Genomic DNA, 21033 nt, shown 5'->3' on the forward strand with positions numbered 1-21033 from the left:
GGAGGTTGCCGCAGTGACCCACCCCCGCGCCGGCCAGCCCGCCGAGCCCGCCGACCTGGTCGACGTGCCCCGGCTGGTCACCGCCTACTACGCCGAGCACCCCGACCCGGACGACCCGGCGCAGCAGGTCTCCTTCGGCACGTCCGGGCACCGGGGGTCGAGCCTGCGCAACGCGTTCAACTCCGACCACATCCTCGCCGTCACCCAGGCGCTCTGCGACTACCGCCGCGAGCACGGCCCCGACGGGCCGCTCTTCCTCGGCCGGGACACCCACGCGCTCTCCGCCCCGGCGGCCGTCGACGCCCTCGAGGTGCTGGCCGCCAACGGGGTCACCGTGCTGCTGGACAGCCGCGACGGCTACACCCCCACCCCGGCGGTGTCGCACGCGATTCTTACCCACAACCGGGGGCGCACCTCCGGCCTGGCCGACGGCATCGTGATCACCCCGTCGCACAACCCGCCCGACGACGGTGGGTTCAAGTACAACCCGACCCACGGCGGCCCCGCCGACTCCGACGTGACCCGGTGGATCCAGGACCGGGCCAACGCGATCCTCGCCGCCGGCCTCAAGGAGGTGAAGCGCATCCCGTACGCGCGGGCCCGCGCCGCCGACACCACCGGCGAGTACGACTTCCTCGCCCGCTACGTCGACGACCTGCCCACCGTGCTGGACCTCGACGCGATCCGCGACGCCGGGGTACGCATCGGCGCCGACCCGCTCGGCGGGGCCAGCGTGGCGTACTGGGGGGAGATCGCGCAGCGGCACCGCCTCGACCTGACGGTGCTCAACCCGACGGTCGACCCGACCTGGCGCTTCATGACCCTCGACGGCGACGGCAAGATCCGGATGGACTGCTCCTCGCCGAACGCGATGGCGTCGCTGATCCGCGCCCGCGCCGACTACCAGGTCTCCACGGGCAACGACGCCGACGCCGACCGGCACGGCATCGTCACCCCCGACGCCGGCCTGATGAACCCCAACCACTACCTCGCGGTGGCCATCGGCCACCTGTTCCGCACCCGGTCGAACTGGGGCCGGGACGCGGCGGTCGGCAAGACCCTGGTCTCCTCCTCGATGATCGACCGGGTCGCCGCCGACCTGGGCCGGCCGCTGCTGGAGGTGCCGGTGGGCTTCAAGTGGTTCGTGCCCGGCCTGCTCGACGGGTCCGTGGGCTTCGGCGGGGAGGAGAGCGCCGGGGCGTCGTTCCTGCGCCGCGACGGCAGCACCTGGACCACCGACAAGGACGGCATCCTGCTCTGCCTGCTCGCCTCGGAGATCATCGGCAGCACCGGCAAGACGCCCAGCGAGCACTGGGCCGAGCTGGCCGAGCGCTTCGGCGCCCCCTCCTACGCCCGCATCGACGCCCCGGCCAGCCGGCAGGAGAAGGCGGTGCTGGCCAAGCTCTCCCCGGAGCAGGTCACCGCCACCGAGCTGGCCGGCGAGCCGATCACCGCGACGCTGACCAGCGCGCCGGGCAACGGCGCGGCGCTCGGCGGGCTCAAGGTGACCACCGAGTCGGGCTGGTTCGCCGCCCGCCCGTCGGGCACGGAGGACGTCTACAAGATCTACGCCGAGTCGTTCCAGGGCCCCGAGCACCTGACCCGCATCCAGCAGGAGGCCAAGGACCTGGTCTCGGCGGTGCTGCGGCAGAGCTGAGGCCCGGCGGTGCTGCGGCGCAGCTGAGCCCCGGCGGCGGTCACGGCACGTCCGGGGTCTGGCGGCGGTCGAACTCGGCACGCAGCGGGGCGGGCAGCAGCTCGCGCAGCTGCTCGGGCAGCAGCGGCAGGTCCAGCAGGCTCAGCCGCAGTTGGCTGCGCTCCCGGTGCCGGTGCGGGTCCAGCCGGACGACCTGCCCGGCGTCGCGCCGGTACCGGACCTCGATCGCGTCGCCGCCCTCGATGTGCTTGAGCACCCGCCCGTCGACCTCGACGGCGGCCCGCGCCGAGTCGGGGTGCAGCTCCAGCCGTAGCAGCTCGTCGGGGGAGAGCACCACCGGGCGGGCGATGCCCGACATCGGCGCCGACGGGGTGACCACCACCGCCTGCGCGGCCGGCGAGACCAGCGGCCCGCCGGCCGCGTAGCTGTACGCGGTCGAGCCGGTCGGGGTGCTGACGATCAGCGAGTCGCAGCGGTAGTAGCCGTACCGCTGCCCGTCGATGACCAGGGTGGTGACCATCAGCCCCTCGCCGGGGTGGCGGCCGAGCACGATGTCGTTGAACGCCACCACGTCGTCGCCGCAGACCGCGCAGACCAGGCAGCTGTGCGGCTCGACGGTGAACCGGCCTTCAACGAGCCGGTCCAGCGCGTCGGGCAGCCCCTCCGGCTGCACCTCCACCAGGAAGCCGAGCTGGCCCAGGTGCACGCCGAGCACCGGCACCGGGTGGTGCACGGTCAGCCGCAGCGTGCCGAGCATGGTGCCGTCCCCGCCGATGCTGATCAACGCGTCGCAGCCGGTGGCGAGGGTGGCCGACGGCCACGCCGCCACCTGCGAGGGGACGCGGGCCGCGTCCTCGGCGCGGACGGCCAGGTCGACGTTCTGCCGGGCGGCCCAGTCGACGATGGTCCGCACCACCGGCGACACGTCGCGGGTGGGGTGCAGCGTCAGCCCCACCCGATACGGGTTCACGGGCGCAGCGGTCGCAGGTCGCCCGCGCGCGGGCCGAAGTAGAGGGAGTTCGGCGGCACGTCCGCGCGGACGATGGCCCCGGCGGCGACGACGGAGCCCGCCCCGATGCGGCACGGCCCGACCAGGACCGCGCCGCCGCCGATCCAGCAGCCGTCCTCGACGGTCACCTCCGTCGACCGGGCCGCCCCCGCCCGGCACCGGCTGTCGGCCAGCTCGTGGGTGCCGGCGAAGACCCGCACGTCGGGGCCGACGGCGCAGCGCTCGCCGATGATCAGCCGGCTGGTCGCGCCGCCGTAGACCTGGAAGCGGTGCCCGACGAAGGACTCCGCGCCGATCGAGACCTGCCGGATGAGGAAGCAGGCGCTGGCGGTGACCTGGGCGCTGGAGTGCACGTCGAAGCCCTGCGCGGCCAGCAGCGCCCGGCGCAGCGGATACCACCGGGTGGCCGGGGTCAGCCGGGTCACCGTGCGCAGCAGCGCCTGCCGGGGCCTCACGCCGGCCCACCGGGGCCCGGCCGGGCCCCATCCCGCAGCGTGCCCATGGCCGGCCCCACCCTTCGGTCGCGCCCCGCGCCAGGGCGGCGGCGATGCTCTCGCAGGGACGAACGAGGCGCGGCGCGACAGGTCGCGGGGGCGGGTGGACGGATCGGCGCTTGTCCGATTGAACTCGTTTGAGTGACTAATGCCGATGCGTAACTAAGGCTCGGATTTCGTCGTTGACCCGGATGCCGTCAGGCGGACCGCTGCCGGCCGGGTGCGCTCCGCCGTCGCCGGCACGAGGTCTGCCCGCCGAGGTGACGAACGGGAGAGACATGAGCGTGAACACAGCGGGTCGCCGGGTGCTGATCACCGGCGGCACCGGGTCCTTCGGCCAGACCATGACCCGCCGGCTGCTGCGCGACGGCGTCGGCGAGGTGCGCGTGCTCAGCCGCGACGAGGCCAAGCAGGACGCGATGCGCCGCGCCTTCGGCGACGACCGGGTGCGCTACCACGTCGGCGACGTCCGGGACCGCGACACCGTCGAGCGGGCCACCCGCGAGGTGGACTTCGTCTTCCACGCGGCGGCCCTCAAACAGGTGCCGTCCTGCGAGTTCTTCCCGCTGGAGGCCGTCCGCACCAACATCCTCGGCAGCGCCAACGTGGTCGAGGCCGCCGCCCGCAACGGGGTCGGCTCCGTGGTCGTGCTCAGCACCGACAAGGCCGTCCACCCGGTCAACGCCATGGGCATGAGCAAGGCGCTGATGGAGAAGGTCGCCCAGGCGCACGCCCGCAACAACCCGCGCGGTGCCACCATCGTCTCCTGCGTGCGGTACGGCAACGTGATGTACTCGCGCGGCTCGGTCATCCCGCTCTTCGTCGAGCAGATCAAGGCCGGCCGGCCGCTGACGGTCACCGACCCGGGCATGACCCGGTTCCTGATGTCGCTGGCCGACTCGGTCGACCTGGTGGAGCACGCCTTCCACCACGCCCAGCCCGGCGACGTCTTCATCCGCAAGGCCGCCGCCGGCACCATCGCCGACCTCGCCGAGGCGCTGTGCCGGCTCTTCGAGGTGCCGTGCAAGCTGGAGGTCATCGGCGTACGGCACAGCGAGAAGTGGCACGAGACGCTGGCCACCCGCGAGGAACTGGCCCAGGCCCAGGACTTCGGCGACTTCTTCCGGGTGCCCCTGGACGCGCGGGACCTCAACTACGCGCTCTACGTCTCCGAGGGCGAGCTCGGCGAGCTGCCCCGGGAGGATTTCACCTCCGCCAACACCCAGCAGCTCGGCGTACCGGAGATCATGGAGCTGCTGCGCACGCTGCCCGAGATCCGGGCGGAGCTGGCCCTGCGGGACCCGGTGCTGGCGTGCTGAGGCTGGCGATCACCGGCGCCGGCGGCTTCCTCGGCTGGCACGTGCGCACCCTGCTGCGCGCGCTGGGCCGACCGGAGCCGATCGTGGTGAGCCGGGCCGACCTGACCGACCCCGCCGCCGTCGCCGCGCGGCTCGACGGCGTCGACCGGGTGCTGCACCTGGCCGGCGTCAACCGGGGCGACCCCGCCGAGGTGGCCGCCGGCAACGTCCAGCTCGCCGCCCAGCTCGCCCAGGGCCTGCGGCGCTGCGCGACCCCGCCGCGCTCGGTGGCCTTCGCCAACTCGGTGCAGGCCGGCAACGGCACCCCGTACGGCGACGCCAAGGCCACCGCCGCGGGCATCCTGGCCAGCACCGGCGTCGCCCTCGACGACCTGCTGCTGCCCAACCTCTACGGCGAGCACGGCCGCCCCTTCTACAACTCGGTGGTCGCCACCTTCTGCCGACTGCTCGCCACCGGCGACACCCCCGAGGTGCACGGCGACCGGGAGCTGACGCTGGCGCACGCCACCGACGCCGCCGCCCGACTCGTCGGCGTGCCCGCCGGCGGCTCCTGGGACCCGGCCATGCCGCCGCTGCGCATCGGCGTGGGCGAGCTCGCCCGCCGACTGACCGGCTTCGCCGAGACCTACCGCCGCGCGGAGATCCCGCCGCTGCGCGACCGCCACGACGTACGGCTGTTCAACACCTACCGCTCGCACGCCTTCCCGGCGCACGCGCCGCTGCCGCTGCCCCGCCGGGCCGACGCCCGGGGCGAGCTGGTGGAGACCGTCCGGGCGCACGACGGCGGTGGGCAGACCTTCTGCTCCGGCACCCACCCCGGGGTGACCCGGGGCGAGCACTTCCACCTCGCCAAGATCGAGCGTTTCGTGGTGCTGCGCGGGTCGGCGGAGATCGCCCTGCGCCGGGTCGGCGACGGCGACGTGGTCCGCTTCGCGGTCGCCGGTGACGAGCCGGTGGCGGTGGACATGCCGACGATGTGGGCACACCGGATCACCAACACCGGCCCCGGCGAGCTGGTCACCCTCTTCTGGACCAACGAGCTCTTCGACCCGGGGCGGCCCGACACCTACCCCGAGCCGGTGGAGCTGCCGGCCCTGGTGCCCGGCCAGGCGGTGGTCGGATGAGGATCGGCCTGGTCACCCAGTGGTACCCGCCGGAGGGCATCTTCATCACCGAGAACCTGGCCACCGGGCTCGCCGACCGGGGGCACGAGGTGAAGGTGCTCACCACCTTCCCCAGCTACCCGCTGGGCCGGGTCTACCCCGGTTACCGGCAGCGCTGGAACGACCGCACCCGCACGGGTGGGCTGACCGTGCGCCGGGTGCCGTCGTACCCGAGTCACGACCGGTCCCCGCTGCGGCGGGCCGCCAGCTACCTCTCCTTCGGGGCGACCAGCGCGGTCGCCGGGGCGCGCTACCTCGCCGACGTCGACGTGACCTACGTCTACCACCCGCCGCCCACCTCGGTGGCCCCGGCCGGCCTGGGCCGGTGGCTGCGCGGCACCCCGTGGGTCCTGCACGTGCAGGACCCGTGGCCGGAGTCGGTGCTGCACTCGGGGATGGCGCCGCAGGGGCGCGTCGGCCGCCTGCTCGACGGGGCGATCGCCGGGGCGATGCGCCGGATCTACCGCTCGGCCACCGCCATCGCGGTGATCTCACCGGCGATGGCCGAGCTCGTCGTCGAGCGCGGCGCGGACCCGGAGAAGGTGCGGGTGGTCTGGAACTGGACCGACGACGCGCTGTTCCGGCCGGTGCCGGCCACCGCCGCGGCCCGCGCCGCCATCGGCCACACCGGACGCTGCACCATCATGTTCGCCGGGAACATGGGGCTGCTCCAGCGGATCGAGACGGCCGTGCGGGCCGCCTCGGCGACCCGTGACCTGGTCGACCTGGTGCTGATCGGCTCCGGCATGCAGGAGGAGAGCGCCCGCCGGCTCGCCGCCGACCTGGGGGCACCCAACATCCGGTTCCTCGCCCGCCGCCCGCCCGAGCAGATGGCCGAGCTCTACGCCGCCGCCGACTACCAGCTCATCTGCCTGCGCGACGGGCCGGGGCTGCGCGGCACGGTGCCGTCGAAGCTCCAGGCGGCGCTGGCCTGCGGCCGTCCCGTGATCGTCTCGGCGGGCGGCGACGCGGCCCGGCTGGTCAGCTCCGCCGGGGTCGGCTTCACCTGCCCGCCGCAGGACTGGCGGGCGCTGGCCGCCCGGTTCGCCACGGCGGCGGCGCAGCCCGTCGCCGAGCGTCGGGAGATAGCGCGGCGGGCCCGCGAGGTGTACCTGGACCGGATGTCGCTGCCGGTCGGGCTCGACCAGTTCGAGGACATCCTGACCAAGGCCGCCGGGCAGGGGCGGCGCCGATGACGCGGGTGATGACGGTGGTCGGCACCCGGCCGGAGATCATCCGGCTCTCCCGGGTCGTCGCCCGGCTCGACCGGACCGTCGACCACGTGCTGGTGCACACCGGGCAGAACTGGGACCCGACCCTGTCGGAGGTCTTCTTCACCGAGCTGCGGCTGCGCCGCCCGGACCGCTACCTCGGGGTGGACACCTCCTCGCTGGGCAGCGTGCTCGGCGGCGTGCTGATCGGCGTGGAGCAGGCCATCGTCGACCTGCGGCCCGACGCCCTGCTGGTGCTCGGCGACACCAACAGCTGCATCGCGGCGCTGATCGCCCGGCGGATGCGGGTGCCGGTCTACCACATGGAGGCCGGCAACCGCTGCTTCGACCTGAACGTGCCGGAGGAGACGAACCGGCGGCTGGTCGACCACGTGGCCGACTTCAACCTGGTCTACACCGAGCACGCCCGGCGCAACCTGCTGGCCGAGGGGCTGCACCCCCGGCGCATCCTGCACACCGGCTCGCCGATGCGGGAGGTGCTGGAGCACTACCGCGCCGAGATCGACAAGTCCCGCGTCCTGGAGCAGCTGGCGCTGACCCCCGGCGGCTACTTCCTGGTCAGCGCCCACCGGGAGGAGAACGTCGACGACGCCGCCCGGCTGGCCCGGCTGCTGGACTGCCTGCGCGCCGTGCGGGACCACTGGGACCTGCCGGTGCTGGTCTCCACCCACCCCCGCACCCGCCGCCGGCTCGCCGAGCTGGCCCCCGACCCGGCCGACCTGGCCGGCATCGTCTTCCACGAGCCGTTCGGCCTCTTCGACTACGTGCGGTTGCAGTCCCAGGCCCGCTGCACCCTCTCCGACAGCGGCACGATCAGCGAGGAGGCCGCGATCGTCGGCTTCCCGGCGGTGACGCTGCGCAGCTCCATCGAGCGCCCCGAGGCCCTGGACAGCGCCGGCATCCTGCTGGCCGAGCTGGACCCGGAGGCGGTGCTGGAGGCCGTCGCCGTCGCCGTCGCCCAGTTCGCCGCCGACGGCATGCCCTGCCCGCCGGACTACCAGGTGACCGACACGTCCCGCCGGGTCGTCAGCTTCATCCTCTCCACCGTGCGGGTGCACCACGCCTGGGCCGGCATCCGGCGCTGACCGAGGGCCGACCCGCCACCGGCGGCACAGCCCGGCCAACCGCCACTCGGCGGCACAGCCCGGCCGACCCGCCACCGGAACCACAGTGAGGACGCCATGACGACGACCGCAGGAACGGTCCGCACCGCCACCGTGCCGGCGCAGCGCGCCGTGCTGCTCGACATCGCCGGCAGCGAGCTCGGCGGCGCGGCCCGGTGGCGGGCCGAGTTGGAGCACTACCTCGCCGCCCGCCCGGACACCGTCACGGTGGTCGGCCAGGGCCGGCGGATCACCTCGTCCTGGCTGCTGCGCCGGGAGCGGCTGGCCCAGGGGTACGGCCTGGTGGTCGCGCCCAACAACCTCTCCTTCGCGGTCAGCGGCGCCGAACGCCGGCTGCTGCTGCGCAACGCCCTGCACTTCCTGCACCCCGCCGAGCGGCACCTGCTGGCCCGGATGCCACGGGCGTTCCAGGCCAAGATCCCGGTGGTCCGGCGGCTGGTGGCGCGGGCCGACCTCGTCGTGGTGCCCTGCTCGGCGATGGCGGAGCGGGTGACCCGGCTGCTGCCGACGGTGGGCCGCCGGCTGGTGGTGCGCCCGCACCCGGTGACCCCGGTGGGCCCGCGCCGCCCGACGCAGACGCCGACGATCCTCGTGCCGGTGGTGCCCGGCCCGTACAAGAACCTGGTGCCACAGTTGCGGTTGCTGGTCGGGATGGCCGACCGGGCGGGGCACCCGGCCCGGATCCTGGTCACCGCCGCGCCCGCCGACCTCCCCGTGGACCTGCGTGAACACGAGCGGATCGAGACGCTGGGCATCGTGGCGCACGACCGCCTGGCGCAGCTCTGGCGCACCGCGACCGCCGCCTTCTACCCGTCGGTGCTGGAGTCGTTCGGCTACCCACTGGCCGAGGCGCGGGCGTACGGGGTGCCGGTGATCTCGCCGGTGAGCGCACAGTCGGTGGAGATCGCCGGCCCGGCCCTGCGCGGGTACGATCCGAACAGCCCGCGCAGCCTCGGCGAGGCGTTGGCTGGGATCGCGGAACCCGTGCCGGCCGAGCCCCGCGCCTTCGACCGCGACGCGTACTTCGACTTCCTGCTCACCCCCGGGAGGTGACCTCCGGGCGCAGCCGGCTGCTCACCGCGGCGACGTGACCGGCGGGCGAGCTGGCTGCTCACCGCCGTGACGTGACCGGCGGTCGGCGGGCGACGCCGGGGCGGGTGGCCCCGCCGGTCGGGGCGGTGCCGGTCGGGGCGGTGCCGGTCGGGGCGGTGCCGGTCGGGGCGGTGCCGGTCGGGGCGGTGCCGGGTGGCGGGTCGGTGGCCGTCTGCGGCACCAGACCGGCGCGGGCCGACCGGGTCTGCGGATGCAGGACCAGCAGCCAGAACAGCACGCAGAAGACCAGGCCACCGGTGAAGAGCCAGGGCTCGAAGACGTTGTCGACCAGCGCGCCGACGACCAGCGCCCGGTACAGCGCGCCGGCCCGCACGACGGTGCTGACCAGGACGAGCACGAAACCGGCGGCGAGCGCGGTGCCGACCAGACCCGTGGTGCCCAGCAGGTACGGCCAGAGCCCGCCGATCGTCCCCGGAGGCAGCGCCCCCGCGCCGACGCCGAGCAGCGGGTGTTCCCGGAAATGCTGCAGGCCCGACTCCCAGGTCTCCTGCCGGGAGTTGTTGGTGCGCAGCAGGGGCAGGGCCGGCGCGCTCCAGGAGCGCATCGCCTCCCGCAGGTACCACGCGCCCAGGCCGGCGGTGACCAGCGTCCCGAGGATCCTGGCGTTGCGGGCCCGGCCGGCCATCGCGAACACCATCAGCTCCATGGCGAAGGCGGCCGTGCCGGCCCGGGAGGCGCTGAAGACGCAGAGCGCGCCGAGGGCCACGGCGGCGGGCCAGCGCAGCACGGTCAGCTGGCTCAGCGCCACGGGCGTGGCCACCACCACGAACGCGGCCAGCGAGTTCGGGTGGTCGAAGATCCCGTACAGCCGGTCGCCGATCATCGCCGACGACGGCGCGGCGAGGTAGTAGAGCCCGCTCGCGGCGACGACGACCCAGGTCAGCACCGCCACCACGCGCAGCAGCGGCCGCACCCCGACGGCCCGGACCGCGCCGTGGCAGAAGACCGCCATGACCAGCAGCGCGGCCGAGGCGGAGAGGGTGCGCCGGGGGTCGCCGCTCCAGAGCGTGCTGGCCAGGGCGAAGAGCGCGACGGCGGGCAGGGCGTAGCGCAGAATCCGCTCCCCGCTCTGGTGAGCGGCCGACGCGGCCGGCGGGCGGCGGGGCCGCAGGGCCAGCACGGCGACGAAGGGCAGCAGCAGGAACCGGGGGTCGACCGCGCCCATCGACTTCGCGAAGGACGTCACCGCCAGCAGCAGGGCCACCAGGACGGCGACGACCGCCACCATCGGGCGGTACGCCGAGACCACCAGGATCCCCAGGTAGACCAGCGCGGCGAGTTGCAGTCGCGCGTCGCCGCCGGTGAAGACCATGGAGCCGACGATGGCCAGGACGACGACGACCGCGCCGGCCATGGGCAGCCGGAAGTCGATCGTCCGGTCGGGTGCGCGCATCTGCTCTCTTCCGTCCGTCGGCGAGCTACGGGTCCGCCCCGGGCGCCCGGGACGGCGGGCGCACGCACGGCAGGCGCGTGGGCCGGCGCGGCCGCGGCGGCAAGCCGCAGGGCACGACGGCACGCGCGACGGCGTGTCCGTGGTGACCAACGACGACGATCGGGCAAAGTGATGACATTTCCCCTCTTTGCGCGCGGCCGGCCGGCACTGCGCGATCCGGCCGGCACTGCGCGATCCGGCCGGCACTGCGCGATCCGGCCGGCACTGCGCGATCCGGCCGGCACTGCGGGGCCCCGCCGTCTCTCCGGGGCGGCCGTGCTCGTTGTCCCCGGTGTCCGGAGCCTCCGGACGGTCCGGCGGGTGCCCGGCGGTCGTGGGTGCGCCCGGCGGTCCCTGACCCCAAGGGAGCCGGCGTGTCCTCGGTCATCTTCCTGCTGGAGCGGCCCACGCCGCAGCGGACCCCGACGCTGGACGCGATGTGGCGTGCCGGGGTCGACCTGCGGGCGCTCTACCACGAGGCGGCGGACGCGCAGCGCGGCTGGGGCCCGGTGCTGCCCCGCCACCCGCACGGCGTCGTCCCCGCCGGGCGCGTGGCGGCGCTGCGCTTCGTCCTGGGTCACCTGTGCCGCCCCGGCGTCGACGTGCTCTGCTGCTTCGGCTACCACCGGCCGGTGAACATGGCGGCGATCCTGCTGGCCCGGTTGCGGGGCATCCGCGTGGTCACCCGCTCCGACAGCAACTGGCGCGACGAGCAGGGCCGCCCGGCGCTGCGCCGGCTCGCCAAGCGGCTCTTCCTGCGGGCGCTCTTCGGCCGGCGTACCCGGGTCTGGACGGTCGGCCGACAGAACGACCGCTACTGGGCGGCGATGGGGCTGACCGACCGGGTGTTGATCCCGTACGGCCTGCCGGCCCCGCCCGTGGGACCGCCCGGCTCCGGGGCCTGGTTCCGCCGCCGGCACGGCCTCGGCGACGGGCTGGTGCTGCTCAGCGTCGGCGTGCTCGACGCCCGCAAGGGCACCGACACCCTGCTGGCGGCGTTCCGGGCGGTCCCGCACGCCACGGCGCGACTCGTCGTGGTCGGGCAGGGGCCGCTGGCCCCGCGGGTGGCGGCCGAGGCCGCCCGGGACCCGAGGATCGTGGCGCCCGGCGCCCTGACCCAGGCGGAGCTGGGCCCCGCGTACGCCGCCGCCGACGTCTTCGTGCTCGCCTCCCGCCGGGAGCCCTGGGGGCTGGTGATCAACGAGGCTAAGGCGAACGGGCTGCGGGTGGTGCTGACCGACGTGACCGGCTGCGCGGCCGACCTGGTCGACCCCGAGGTGGACCGGGTCTTCCCCGCCGGGGAGGCGGACGCATTGGCCCGCATCCTGGTCGAGCTGGCCGACGCCCACGCCACCGCCCATCCCGCCACCGCCCATTCCGCCACCGCCCATCCCGCCGCCGCCCATCCCGCCGCCGACCACGCCGTCGCCCCCCATCCCGCCGCCGCCCACGCCGTCGCCCCCCACGCCGGGGCTCCCCACGCTGCCGCCGCCGTCCGAGCCGCCGCGGGCTGGCCGCCGGTAGCCGCGCTGCCGCCGTACGACGCCTCCGCCGACATGGCGGCGGACCTGCGCCGGCTGGGCGCGACGGTGACCCGCACGGCCGCCGACCGCCTGCCGACGACGGCCGCATGACCTGCCACACCTATTGACCTCGGCGGACGCCGCCCCCTCCCCCCTCCCCCCTCCCCCCTCCGCCGTCCGTCGATCTTGGAGTTATGGTGCCCCTTGAAAGCCGCTTATACGAATAATTCGGGCACCACAAGTCCATGATCCACGGCGAGGGTGGGGCGAGGGTGGGGGTGGGGTGGTTACTCGGCGTGTTCCAGGGGGCGTGTCAGGTGTACGTCGTCGCGGTCGGCGACCGTGCGGCCGGGGATGTAGCCGGGGCGGAACGGGGTGGCCAGGGTCCGGACGAGGATCTTGAGGTCGAGCAGGAGCGACCAGTTGGTGACGTACTCGACGTCGAGGTCGAGGGTCTGCCCGAAGGTCAGCGCGCCGCGCCCGCTGACCTGCGCCAGCCCGGTGATGCCGGGGCGCACCTCGTGCCGCCGGGCGTGCCACGGGCTGTAGTGCGGCAGGTAGCGCATCAGCAGCGGGCGCGGCCCGACGAGGCTCATCTCGCCCGTGACGACCTGGAACAACTGGGGAAGCTCGTCGAGGCTGGTCCGGCGCAGCAGCCGGCCGAACGCGGTGAGCCGGACCTCGTCGGTGTCCCAGAGCCCCTCGCCGGGCCGGGTCGGCCGCATCGAGCGGAACTTGCGCAGCGTGAACGGCACGCCGTTCAGGCCGGGGCGGAGCTGGCGGAACAGGATCGGCCGGCCCAGGGTGAGCAGGGTGCCGAGGGCCGCGACCGCCAGCACCGGGGCCAGCAGCAGCAGCAGGACGCAGGCGAGGAACACGTCCATCGCCCGCTTGACGTGCCGTGGGTTCATCTCGGCCCTCCGAGGCGGTAGGCGGGGAAGAAGCCGTCGGCGGCGAGTGCGTCGACCGGCCGGCCCAGCTCGCGGGCCCGAGCCGCGACGAGGGCCCGGTAGCGCCGGGCGTCGAGCACCACCGAGGCGGTGTGGAAGGGGGTCCGGCGTCCGCCGAACGAGCGTTTGAAGGCGAAGAGCGAGTCGTCGGGGCTCCGCCCGCCGCCGAGGTGCACCAGCGCGCAGCCGGTCTCCGCCGCCCAGCGCAGCACGGTCCAGAGCAGCAGGTTGTTCGCCCCGTCCCGGGCGGCGGCCGGCTCGGAGCCGGAGAGGTGGTAGTGGGCCCGGTCGCCGTGGCGCAGCACCAGGGCCGAGGCCACCGTCGCGCCGTCGGCCCCGGTCACCTCCGTCAGCAGGAGGTCCTTGCCCAGCCCGGCGGTGAGCGTCTGGTAGTACGGGTCGGTGAAGAGGTAGCCGGGGGTGCCGCCGACGCGGCCCATGGTCCGCTCGTAGAGCAGCCGGAACGGCGACCCCGCCGTCACGTCGTCGCGCCCGGCGGGCCGCAGGTCGGCGGTGAGGCCGACCCGTTCCGCCTTGCGTACGGCGGTGCGGGACCGCCCGGCCATCGCGGCCCAGACGGCCGCCGCCCCGTCGCCCACCGGCACGGTCACCGTGTCGCCGCGCCAGTCCAGCCGGGCCACGCCGGCGGCCCGGACGACCGCCGCGGAGTGCGGGTCCAGCGGGGAGAAGCGCAGGAACATGCTGACCATCCCGGCCGCGCGCCAGGCCGACACCGCTCCCGCCCAGAACTCGGCGAAGTCGGCGGGGGTGGTGCCCGGCCGCACGTGCACCCCGCAGTAGCCGTACGGGCTGATGCCGTCGTGGTGCGCGGCGTCGACCCGGCGCAGCAGGTACGGCACGAGGACGCGGTCGTGCCAGTGGGTCAGCCGCCACGGGGCCTGCTCGGCGAGGGCGGCGGCGCTGCCGTAGCCGGGGGTGAAGTAGACGTCCGGCCAGGGCAGGGCGAGCGTCGCGGCCTCGGCGGCGGTCGCGGTGGCCGGTCGTACGCGCCTCGGCGGCGCGGGAACCCGTACGCTCATCGGCCGTCCAGGAAGCGGGCGACGGCGGTGGTGACCCGGTCGACGTCGCCGTCGGTCAGCACCGAGCCGCTGGGCAGCGAGACGGCGTTGGCGAAGAGCCGGTCGGCCGCGCCGCTGAGCACCGCCTCGCAGCCGACGAAGACGGGCTGGCGGTGCATGGGCTTCCACATCGGGCGGGTGTCGATGCGCTGCCCGGCCAGGTGCCGGCCGAGCTGCGCGGCGTCCCACCCGGTGCGCTCGGGCTCGACCACGAGCGAGGTCAGCCAGCAGTTCGCGCCGGGGTCGCCCGCGCCCAGGATCCGGGTGCCGGCGACGGCGGCGAAGAGCGCCTCGTACCGCCCGCGCAGCGCCCGCCGCCGGTCGATCATGTTCGGCAGCCGGACGAGTTGGGCCCGGCCGAGGGCGGCCAGCAGGTTGCTCAGCCGGTAGTTGTAGCCGATGTCGCGGTGCTCGTAGTGCGGCACCGGCTCCCGGGCCTGGGTCGACAGGTGCCGGCAGCGGGCGGCGAGGGCGGCGTCGTCGGAGAGCACCATGCCACCCGCCGACGTGGTGATGATCTTGTTCCAGCTGAACGAGAGGATGGCGCACCGGCCGAAGGAGCCCGCCGCCGCGCCGCCGGAGGTGGCCCCGAGGGCCTGTGCGGCGTCCTCGACCAACGGCACGCCGGCCGCCGCGCAGACCGGCAGCAGTCGGGCGTAGTCCGCGCAGGTGCCGTTGATGTCGACCGCCAGCACCGCCGCCGGGGCCGCGCCGTCGCGGGCGAGCCGGCCCAGCAGGTCGGCCAGGAGCGCGGGGTCGATGTTGCCGGTGGCCGGGTCGCAGTCGACGAAGACGGGCCGCGCGCCGGTGTAGACCACGGCGTTGGCGGTGGCGGCGAAGGTCAGGGTGGGCACCACCACCACCCGGCCGGGGCCGGCCCCGAGCGCCAGCAGGGCGAGGTGCAGCGCGGCGGTGCCCGAGCTGACGGCGACGGCGTGCCGGACACCCACCCGCGCGGCGATCTCCGCCTCCAGTGCCTCGGTCTCCGGGCCGGCGGGGCCGGGCCAACCGGAGCGGAACGCGCGCAGCAGGTAGGACTCCTCCAGCGGCCCGAGGTCGGGATCGGAGAGGCCGATCCGGGGGCCCGGCGCGTCGTCGCCCCGCGCCGGGGTGCCGGGGGCCGGCACGATCGGCTGCGCGAGGTGCGTCGAGGGTGGATTCATGGCGGCGGACTCCTGCGGGGATTAGATTCCGACAAATGGTTGTAACACGGATAAAGTCGCGGCGTTCGCTCTTTGTGGCGTACCGGTCGGAAGGCCGGTCGCCGGCGCGGACCCGTCACCGGCCCCCCGGCACGAGGCCGGTCGGCACGAGGCCGGTCGGCACGAGGCCGGTGCGGGGCTCGCCGCCGCCGCCGGCCGTCACGTGCGCCGCCTCGCGCAGCACCGCGGTCACCCGGTCCAGGTCCGCGTCGTCGTAGCGGTGGTCGGTCGGCAGGAAGAGCATCCGGTGGCTGAACTCGCGCTGGGCGGCCGGCGCGGAGTCGGGCAGCTCCCAGAGCACCGCCGGGTAGACGTCCCGGGCGACGAGCGCCCGCCGGATCTCCTCGCGCCGGTCGCCGTCGTCGGCCACGCAGACCACCCCGAGCGGGTACGCCCCCGCGGTGATCCCGGGCAGGCCGGCGAGCCCGGCGGCGAGCCGGCGCGCGTTGCCCACCCGCGCCGCCCGCAGCTCGTCGGCCGGCAGCGTGGGCAGCATCAACCGGGTGTACGCGCCGGCCCCACTGACCCGCGACGTCGCCAACTCCCGCTCGCCGGCCCGCAGCAGCTCGAGGTAGGACTCCTTCACCACCGGGGCGCCGCCCAGGTAGGCCCCCTTCACCAGCATCCCGGCGAGGATCCGGTCGGCGGTGAGCTGGTGGGACCGGGTCGTCGCGGCCGGCGCGGGCAACGGCCGGCCGACCGGCGACCAGAGCAGACCGCCGTCGGGCAGGGGCAGGGTCTTGCGCAGCGAGGCGAGGACGAAGTCGGCGTCGAGGTGGGCCAGCCAGGGCGCCCGGGGATCGTGGGTGGCGTCCACGATCAGGGCCGCGCCCCGCTGCGCCGGCAACGTGGGCGGCAACCCGAAGTACGACACCGCCACCACCACCTCGGTCGGCCCCACCGCCGCCGGCCCGGCACCGCCACCCGGCCCCTCGTCGTACGGGCGCACCGCGAGGGCGTCGGCGGCCGCCTCGGCGACCGGCGGGCAGAAGTACGCCGGCAGGTGCGCGCCACTCCAACCGTGCCGGCGGGCACCGAAGCGCAGCAGCGCCACCAGGGCCTGCCGGCCCGACCCGAACAACCGGGCCGACGACGGCCACCGGGCCCCGCCTGCGCCGTGGGCGCCGGGAGGGGTGCACCCGCCGCGCGTGCTGGGCAGGGCGAATGCCGAGCCGACCTCCCAGGGTCGGGTCGAACCGCTCACCGGGCCCCACCCTGGCCGGGCCCGGACGCCGGACGCGTTCCGCCGGGTGCCGCCGCGACGCCGACCTTCCGTTGCCCTGCCATCCCCGGCGGCTCCTCTCGTCGGCCCGGCCGGCGAGTGGCCTGGGTCGGGGCGGCGCGGGAGCGCCCCGGCGGTGCGCGGGCCGGCACTGCGCTTAACCGGGAGCGGTAGCGGAACGTTACGGACGGCGAGGTGCACAACCGTGACACCTTCCCGACGGGCCGCCGGCCCGGCCGAGTTCCGGAACCGGCGTGTATACAGTGCTGCCGGCCGCGTCGACACCACGTCGGCGGACGAGGGGAGGAAACGTGCTGCACCTGAGGGTGATCGCCCCGCCGGAGCAGTCCTCGGCGGTGGCCGACCTGTTGGGCGCCGATCCCGGCGTCACCCACCTGGCGGTGCTGCCCGGCGTCGCCCGCCAGCCCAGCGGCGACCTGATCCTCTGTGACGTGGTACGCGAGCGGGCCGACGCCGTGCTGGACGGGTTGCAGCGCCTCGGCGTCGAGGCGCGCGGCGGGATCGCGGCCGACGACGTGGAGATGACCCTCTCCAACGCCGCCGACCGGGCCGCCGAGGCAGCCCCGGGCAGCGGTGCGGACGCGGTGGTCTGGGACGAGGTGGCCGCCAAGACCGGCGAGCAGACCGAGCTGTCGGGGACCTACCTGGTGCTGATCGTGGTGGCCACGATGATCGCCGGGATCGGGGTGCTGCTCGACCAGCCCATCCTGATCGTCGGCGCGATGGTGGTCGGCCCCGAGTTCGGTCCGCTCGCCGCGCTCTGCGTGGCGCTGCTGCGCCGCAAGCCGGCGATCGTCGGCCGGTCGGTGCAGGCGCTGACGGTGGGCTTCCTGGCCGCCATGCTCGCCACCGTGCTGAGCACCTGGGCGCTGACCGCGACCGGCCTGGTCAATCGGGACATGCTGCTGGCCGACCGCCCGCTGACCGACTTCATCTGGCGGCCGGACGCGCTCTCCTGGGTGGTCGGCCTGCTGGCCGGCGTCGCCGGCATGCTCTCGCTGACCTCGAAGAAGTCCGGCTCACTGGTGGGCGTGCTGATCTCGGTCACCACCGTGCCGGCCGCCGCCAACGTCGCCGTCGCCGTCGCGTACGGGGTGTGGCACGAGGCCGCCGGCTCGGCCCTGCAACTGATGATCAATCTGTGCGCGATCGTGCTCGCCGGCCTGGCCACGCTGAGCGCGCAGCAGCTCTGGTGGCGGCACGTGGCCCGGCGGACCCGGCTCCGCAAGCGCGTCGCCGGCCGCTGACCCGGCCCGCCCGGCGGTCGGTGCCCGGCGGGTGCCCTGGTCGGCCCGGCGCTTGCCCGGTCGGCGTCCGCGCTCGTCCGGTCGGTGACCCTGGTCAGTCCCGGTCGGGATTGTCGTCGAGCCGCCGGGTGAGCAGCGTGCGCAGCGGGATCGAGTCGCCGTCGCGCCCGCCCTCGCCCACGATCAGAGGGGCGGGGGAGGGCGGCGGGTCGGCCCCGAGCAGCCGGGCGCGCAGGCTCGCCGGGACCGTCAGCACGTACCACCGCCCGGCGGTGTCCACCGCCCGGACCCGGGCCCGGTCGACGTACCAGCCGGTGAGCCGGGTGCGGTAGCGGCCCGGCCCGTCGTAGGGCCGGGCATGCAGCCGCTCGGTGGGCAGCCCTCGCCGGGTCGCCTCGGCCACGAACCACGCCACGATCCCGGCCGCCTCGGCGCGCTCCGCCGCCCGCCGCCGCTCGTCCGCGTCGGCATGGGCCCGGACCGCCCGCAGCTGCCGCTCCCGCCACTCGAGGCCGTCGTCCATGCCCGCGAAGGTACGCCCCGACCGCCCCGCCGGTCGTCCCGGCACCGCCGGGCTCCGCATGCGACCCGCTGCGGCGGGATGTTCGGCGGACCTTGGACACTTCACGCTCACCCAGCAACGGGAAGTGTCCAAGGTCCGCGCGCGACCCTGGGAGGCGGCTAGCGGGCCAGGCCGGCGCGACGCAGCGCCTCGGCCATCGCGTCGTTGACCGGCTGGCCGCCGCCTCCCTGGCCCTGGCGGGACTGGCCGCCCCGGGTTGCGCCGCCCTGCCGGGACTGGCCGCCTTGAGTTGCGTCGCCCTGGCCCCGGCGGGACTGGCCGCCGCCCCGGGCCCCGTCGCCCTGGCCCTGGCGGGACTGGCCGCCGCCCCGGGCTGCGCCGTCCTGGCCTCGACCGGCCTCCGGGCGGGCGGCGCGGTCCCGGCCCGCGCCGGCCCCCCGCCGGGGCGGGCCCTCGTCGGAACCGGTCGCGCCCGCCTCGTCCTCCAGCCGCAGGGTCAGCGAGATCCGCTTGCGCGGCACGTCCACGTCGAGCACCTTGACCCGCACCACGTCGCCGGACTTCACCACGTCGCGCGGGTCCTTCACGAACGTCCGGGACATCGCCGAGACGTGCACCAGGCCGTCCTGGTGCACGCCGACGTCGACGAACGCGCCGAACGCCGCCACGTTGGTGACCACGCCCTCCAGGATCATGCCCGGGGTCAGGTCGCCGATCTTCTCCACGCCCTCGACGAACGTCGCCGTGCGGAACTCCGGTCGCGGGTCCCGCCCCGGCTTCTCCAGCTCGGCGATGATGTCGGTGACGGTGGGCAGGCCGAAGGTGTCGTCGACGAAGTCGGTGGCGCGCAGGCCGCGCAGGATGGTGCTCTGCCCGATCAGCGAGCGCAGGTCCTGCCCGGTGCGGGTGAGGATCCGCCGCACCACCGGGTACGCCTCGGGGTGCACGCTGGAGGAGTCCAGCGGGTCGTCGCCGCCGGGGATGCGCAGGAAGCCGGCGCACTGCTCGAACGCCTTCGGGCCGAGCCGGGAGACCTTCTTCAGCTGCGACCGGGAGCGGAACGGGCCGTTGGCGTCGCGGTGCAGCACGATGTTCTCCGCCAGCCCGGCGCCGATGCCGGAGACCCGGGTCAGCAGCGGCGCGGAGGCGGTGTTGACGTCCACCCCGACGGCGTTGACGCAGTCCTCCACCACCGCGTCCAGCGAGCGGGAGAGCTTCAGCTCGGAGAGGTCGTGCTGGTACTGGCCGACGCCGATCGAGCGGGGGTCGATCTTGACCAGCTCGGCCAGCGGGTCCTGCAGGCGGCGGGCGATGGAGACCGCGCCGCGCAGCGAGACGTCCAGCTCGGGCAGCTCCTGCGAGGCGTACGCCGACGCGGAGTAGACCGACGCGCCGGCCTCGGAGACCACCACCTTGGTCAGGGCCAGCTCAGGGTGCTGCTTGATCAGGTCGCCGGCCAGCTTGTCGGTCTCCCGCGAGGCGGTGCCGTTGCCGATGGCGATCAGCTCCACCCGGTGCGCGGCGGCCAGCCGGGCCAGCGTCGCCAGCGAGGCGTCCCACTGCCGGCGCGGCTCGTGCGGGTAGATCGTCTCGGTGGCGACCACCTTGCCGGTGGCGTCGACCACCGCCACCTTCACCCCGGTGCGCAGCCCCGGGTCCAGCCCCATCGTCGGGCGGGAGCCGGCCGGCGCGGCGAGCAGCAGGTCGCGCAGGTTGGTGGCGAAGACCCGCACGGCCTCCTCCTCCGCCGCCTGCCACAGCCGCATCCGCAGGTCAGCGCCGAGGTGGATGAGCACCCGCGTGCGCCACGCCCAGCGCACCGTGTCGGCCAGCCACCGGTCGGCCGGGCGCCCCTGGTCGGTGATGCCGAACCGCCCGGCGATCACCGCCTCGTACCGGCTCGGCCCGGTCGGGGCCGCGTCGGAGTCGCCGTCGGCCTCCGGGTCCATCGTCAGGTCGAGCACGCCCTCCTTCTCGCCCCGGAACATCGCCAGGATCCGGTGCGAGGGCAGCTTCGGGTACGGCTCGGCGAAGTCGAAGTAGTCGGAGAACTTCGCGCCGGCGGTCTCCTGGCCGTCGCGTACCCGGGAGACCAGCCGGCCCCGCGACCACATCTGCTCGCGCAGCGTGCCGATCAGGTCGGCGTCCTCGGCGAAGCGCTCGATGAGGATGGCCCGCGCGCCGTCCAGCGCGGCGGCCGGGTCGGCCACCCCCCGGTCGGCGTCGACGAAGCCGGCGGCGGTGGCCTTCGGGTCCAGCGACGGGTCGCCCAGCAGCGCCTCGGCCAACGGGGCCAGCCCCGCCTCGCGGGCGATCTGCGCCCGGGTGCGCCGCTTCGGCTTGAACGGCAGGTAGATGTCCTCCAGCCGGGACTTCGAGTCGGCCGCCGTGATCTGCGCTTCCAGGGCGTCGTCGAGCTTGCCCTGGCCACGGATCGACTCCAGCACCGCGGCGCGGCGCTCGTCGAGCTCGCGCAGGTAGCGCAGCCGCTCCTCCAGGGTGCGCAGCTGGGCGTCGTCGAGCAGGCCGGTGGCCTCCTTGCGGTAGCGGGCGATGAACGGCACGGTGGAGCCGCCGTCGAGCAGCTCCACGGCCGCCCGTACCTGTCGTTCGGCGACGCCGAGCTCGTCGGCGATCCGCTGGTGCACAGACTGGGTCACGATCTGTTCCGCCTTCGAAGTTGACTGCGCCCTGCATTGTGCCGCCCGCCCCCGACACCGCCG

The 21033-nt window shown here is 75.2% G+C and carries 17 protein-coding genes; 8 read left to right on the forward strand and 9 right to left on the reverse strand.

Annotation, left to right across the window (positions count from 1 at the left end; all coding sequences use genetic code 11):
• The first annotated feature begins 13 nt into the window (after positions 1-13).
• Positions 14-1657 (forward strand): phosphoglucomutase (alpha-D-glucose-1,6-bisphosphate-dependent), encoded by a 1644-nt coding sequence (gene pgm / locus ACLQ2V_RS24215; RefSeq protein WP_425720865.1) that lies wholly within the window; start codon positions 14-16, stop codon positions 1655-1657.
• A gap of 40 nt (positions 1658-1697) precedes the next feature.
• Here the strand turns inward: pgm and ACLQ2V_RS24220 are convergent, their stop codons facing one another.
• A complete protein-coding gene (locus tag ACLQ2V_RS24220) occupies positions 1698-2627 on the reverse strand; it encodes an NAD(+)/NADH kinase (protein WP_425720866.1) in 930 nt (309 codons plus the stop codon).
• Complete coding sequence (locus tag ACLQ2V_RS24225) at positions 2624-3121, reverse strand: acyltransferase (protein WP_425720867.1); 498 nt, start codon at positions 3119-3121, stop codon at positions 2624-2626. The genes ACLQ2V_RS24220 and ACLQ2V_RS24225 overlap by 4 nt, the downstream gene beginning before the upstream one ends.
• A gap of 317 nt (positions 3122-3438) precedes the next feature.
• Between ACLQ2V_RS24225 and ACLQ2V_RS24230 the strand changes: the two genes are divergently transcribed.
• The 5 genes from ACLQ2V_RS24230 to ACLQ2V_RS24250 all read left to right on the forward strand — a co-directional run bounded on the left by ACLQ2V_RS24230 (position 3439) and on the right by ACLQ2V_RS24250 (position 9051).
• On the forward strand, positions 3439-4479 hold the full coding sequence (locus ACLQ2V_RS24230; RefSeq protein WP_425720868.1) for an SDR family NAD(P)-dependent oxidoreductase: 1041 nt from the start codon (positions 3439-3441) through the stop codon (positions 4477-4479).
• Positions 4473-5603 (forward strand): NAD-dependent epimerase/dehydratase family protein, encoded by a 1131-nt coding sequence (locus ACLQ2V_RS24235; protein WP_425720869.1) that lies wholly within the window; start codon positions 4473-4475, stop codon positions 5601-5603. Before ACLQ2V_RS24230 ends, ACLQ2V_RS24235 begins: the two co-directional genes overlap by 7 nt.
• Positions 5600-6838 carry a glycosyltransferase family 4 protein gene (locus ACLQ2V_RS24240; RefSeq protein ID WP_425720870.1) on the forward strand — a complete coding sequence of 413 codons (1239 nt, stop codon included), beginning with the start codon at positions 5600-5602 and terminating at the stop codon, positions 6836-6838. Before ACLQ2V_RS24235 ends, ACLQ2V_RS24240 begins: the two co-directional genes overlap by 4 nt.
• Entirely contained in the window at positions 6835-7959 is a 1125-nt protein-coding gene (gene wecB / locus ACLQ2V_RS24245) for a non-hydrolyzing UDP-N-acetylglucosamine 2-epimerase (protein ID WP_425720871.1), read from the forward strand. Before ACLQ2V_RS24240 ends, wecB begins: the two co-directional genes overlap by 4 nt.
• 96 nt (positions 7960-8055) lie before the next feature.
• Positions 8056-9051 (forward strand): glycosyltransferase, encoded by a 996-nt coding sequence (locus ACLQ2V_RS24250; protein ID WP_425720872.1) that lies wholly within the window; start codon positions 8056-8058, stop codon positions 9049-9051.
• 58 nt (positions 9052-9109) lie between these two features.
• Here ACLQ2V_RS24250 and ACLQ2V_RS24255 read toward each other — a convergent pair whose 3' ends face one another.
• Positions 9110-10504, reverse strand: a complete 1395-nt coding sequence (locus tag ACLQ2V_RS24255; protein ID WP_425720873.1) for a hypothetical protein — start codon at positions 10502-10504, stop codon at positions 9110-9112.
• A 413-nt stretch (positions 10505-10917) separates the two neighbouring features.
• On the opposite strand from ACLQ2V_RS24255, the gene ACLQ2V_RS24260 reads away from it, so the two are divergent.
• Positions 10918-12177, forward strand: coding sequence for a glycosyltransferase family 4 protein (locus tag ACLQ2V_RS24260; protein ID WP_425720874.1), 1260 nt, complete (start codon positions 10918-10920; stop codon positions 12175-12177).
• Positions 12178-12353: 176 nt separating this feature from the next.
• On the opposite strand, the gene ACLQ2V_RS24265 is transcribed toward ACLQ2V_RS24260, so the two are convergent.
• The 4 genes from ACLQ2V_RS24265 to ACLQ2V_RS24280 form a co-directional block, all read right to left on the reverse strand.
• Complete coding sequence (locus ACLQ2V_RS24265) at positions 12354-12977, reverse strand: sugar transferase (RefSeq protein WP_425720875.1); 624 nt, start codon at positions 12975-12977, stop codon at positions 12354-12356.
• On the reverse strand, positions 12974-14056 hold the full coding sequence (locus ACLQ2V_RS24270; RefSeq protein WP_425720876.1) for a GNAT family N-acetyltransferase: 1083 nt from the start codon (positions 14054-14056) through the stop codon (positions 12974-12976). The genes ACLQ2V_RS24265 and ACLQ2V_RS24270 overlap by 4 nt, the downstream gene beginning before the upstream one ends.
• Entirely contained in the window at positions 14053-15258 is a 1206-nt protein-coding gene (locus ACLQ2V_RS24275) for a DegT/DnrJ/EryC1/StrS family aminotransferase (RefSeq protein ID WP_425720877.1), read from the reverse strand. Before ACLQ2V_RS24275 ends, ACLQ2V_RS24270 begins: the two co-directional genes overlap by 4 nt.
• 115 nt (positions 15259-15373) lie before the next feature.
• Positions 15374-16501: a hypothetical protein gene (locus ACLQ2V_RS24280; RefSeq protein ID WP_425720878.1), complete on the reverse strand. Its 1128-nt coding sequence runs from the start codon at positions 16499-16501 to the stop codon at positions 15374-15376.
• Positions 16502-16830: 329 nt separating this feature from the next.
• Between ACLQ2V_RS24280 and ACLQ2V_RS24285 the strand changes: the two genes are divergently transcribed.
• Positions 16831-17787, forward strand: a complete 957-nt coding sequence (locus tag ACLQ2V_RS24285; RefSeq protein WP_425720879.1) for a DUF389 domain-containing protein — start codon at positions 16831-16833, stop codon at positions 17785-17787.
• Between the two features lie 94 nt (positions 17788-17881).
• Here the strand turns inward: ACLQ2V_RS24285 and ACLQ2V_RS24290 are convergent, their stop codons facing one another.
• Together ACLQ2V_RS24290 and ACLQ2V_RS24295 are read right to left on the reverse strand one after the other, a co-directional pair.
• On the reverse strand, positions 17882-18310 hold the full coding sequence (locus ACLQ2V_RS24290) for a hypothetical protein (RefSeq protein WP_425720880.1): 429 nt from the start codon (positions 18308-18310) through the stop codon (positions 17882-17884).
• Between the two features lie 158 nt (positions 18311-18468).
• Positions 18469-20970, reverse strand: coding sequence for a Tex family protein (locus ACLQ2V_RS24295; protein WP_425720881.1), 2502 nt, complete (start codon positions 20968-20970; stop codon positions 18469-18471).
• Between the last annotated feature and the right edge of the window lie 63 nt (positions 20971-21033).

Source organism: Micromonospora sp. DT233, from assembly GCF_049841815.1.
Taxonomy (GTDB): Bacteria; Actinomycetota; Actinomycetes; order Mycobacteriales; family Micromonosporaceae; genus Micromonospora.

What these genes read in the sequence shown, in the direction of transcription:
- ACLQ2V_RS24270 (WP_425720876.1), bottom strand. Translation starts at nt 14,056, where the DNA reads ATGAGCGTACGGGTTCCCGCGCCGCCGAGGCGCGTACGACCGGCCACC.
- ACLQ2V_RS24230 (WP_425720868.1), top strand. Translation starts at nt 3,439, where the DNA reads ATGAGCGTGAACACAGCGGGTCGCCGGGTGCTGATCACCGGCGGCACC.
- ACLQ2V_RS24240 (WP_425720870.1), top strand. Translation starts at nt 5,600, where the DNA reads ATGAGGATCGGCCTGGTCACCCAGTGGTACCCGCCGGAGGGCATCTTC.
- ACLQ2V_RS24290 (WP_425720880.1), bottom strand. Translation starts at nt 18,310, where the DNA reads ATGGACGACGGCCTCGAGTGGCGGGAGCGGCAGCTGCGGGCGGTCCGG.
- ACLQ2V_RS24275 (WP_425720877.1), bottom strand. Translation starts at nt 15,258, where the DNA reads ATGAATCCACCCTCGACGCACCTCGCGCAGCCGATCGTGCCGGCCCCC.
- wecB (WP_425720871.1), top strand. Translation starts at nt 6,835, where the DNA reads ATGACGCGGGTGATGACGGTGGTCGGCACCCGGCCGGAGATCATCCGG.
- ACLQ2V_RS24250 (WP_425720872.1), top strand. Translation starts at nt 8,056, where the DNA reads ATGACGACGACCGCAGGAACGGTCCGCACCGCCACCGTGCCGGCGCAG.
- ACLQ2V_RS24255 (WP_425720873.1), bottom strand. Translation starts at nt 10,504, where the DNA reads ATGCGCGCACCCGACCGGACGATCGACTTCCGGCTGCCCATGGCCGGC.
- ACLQ2V_RS24265 (WP_425720875.1), bottom strand. Translation starts at nt 12,977, where the DNA reads ATGAACCCACGGCACGTCAAGCGGGCGATGGACGTGTTCCTCGCCTGC.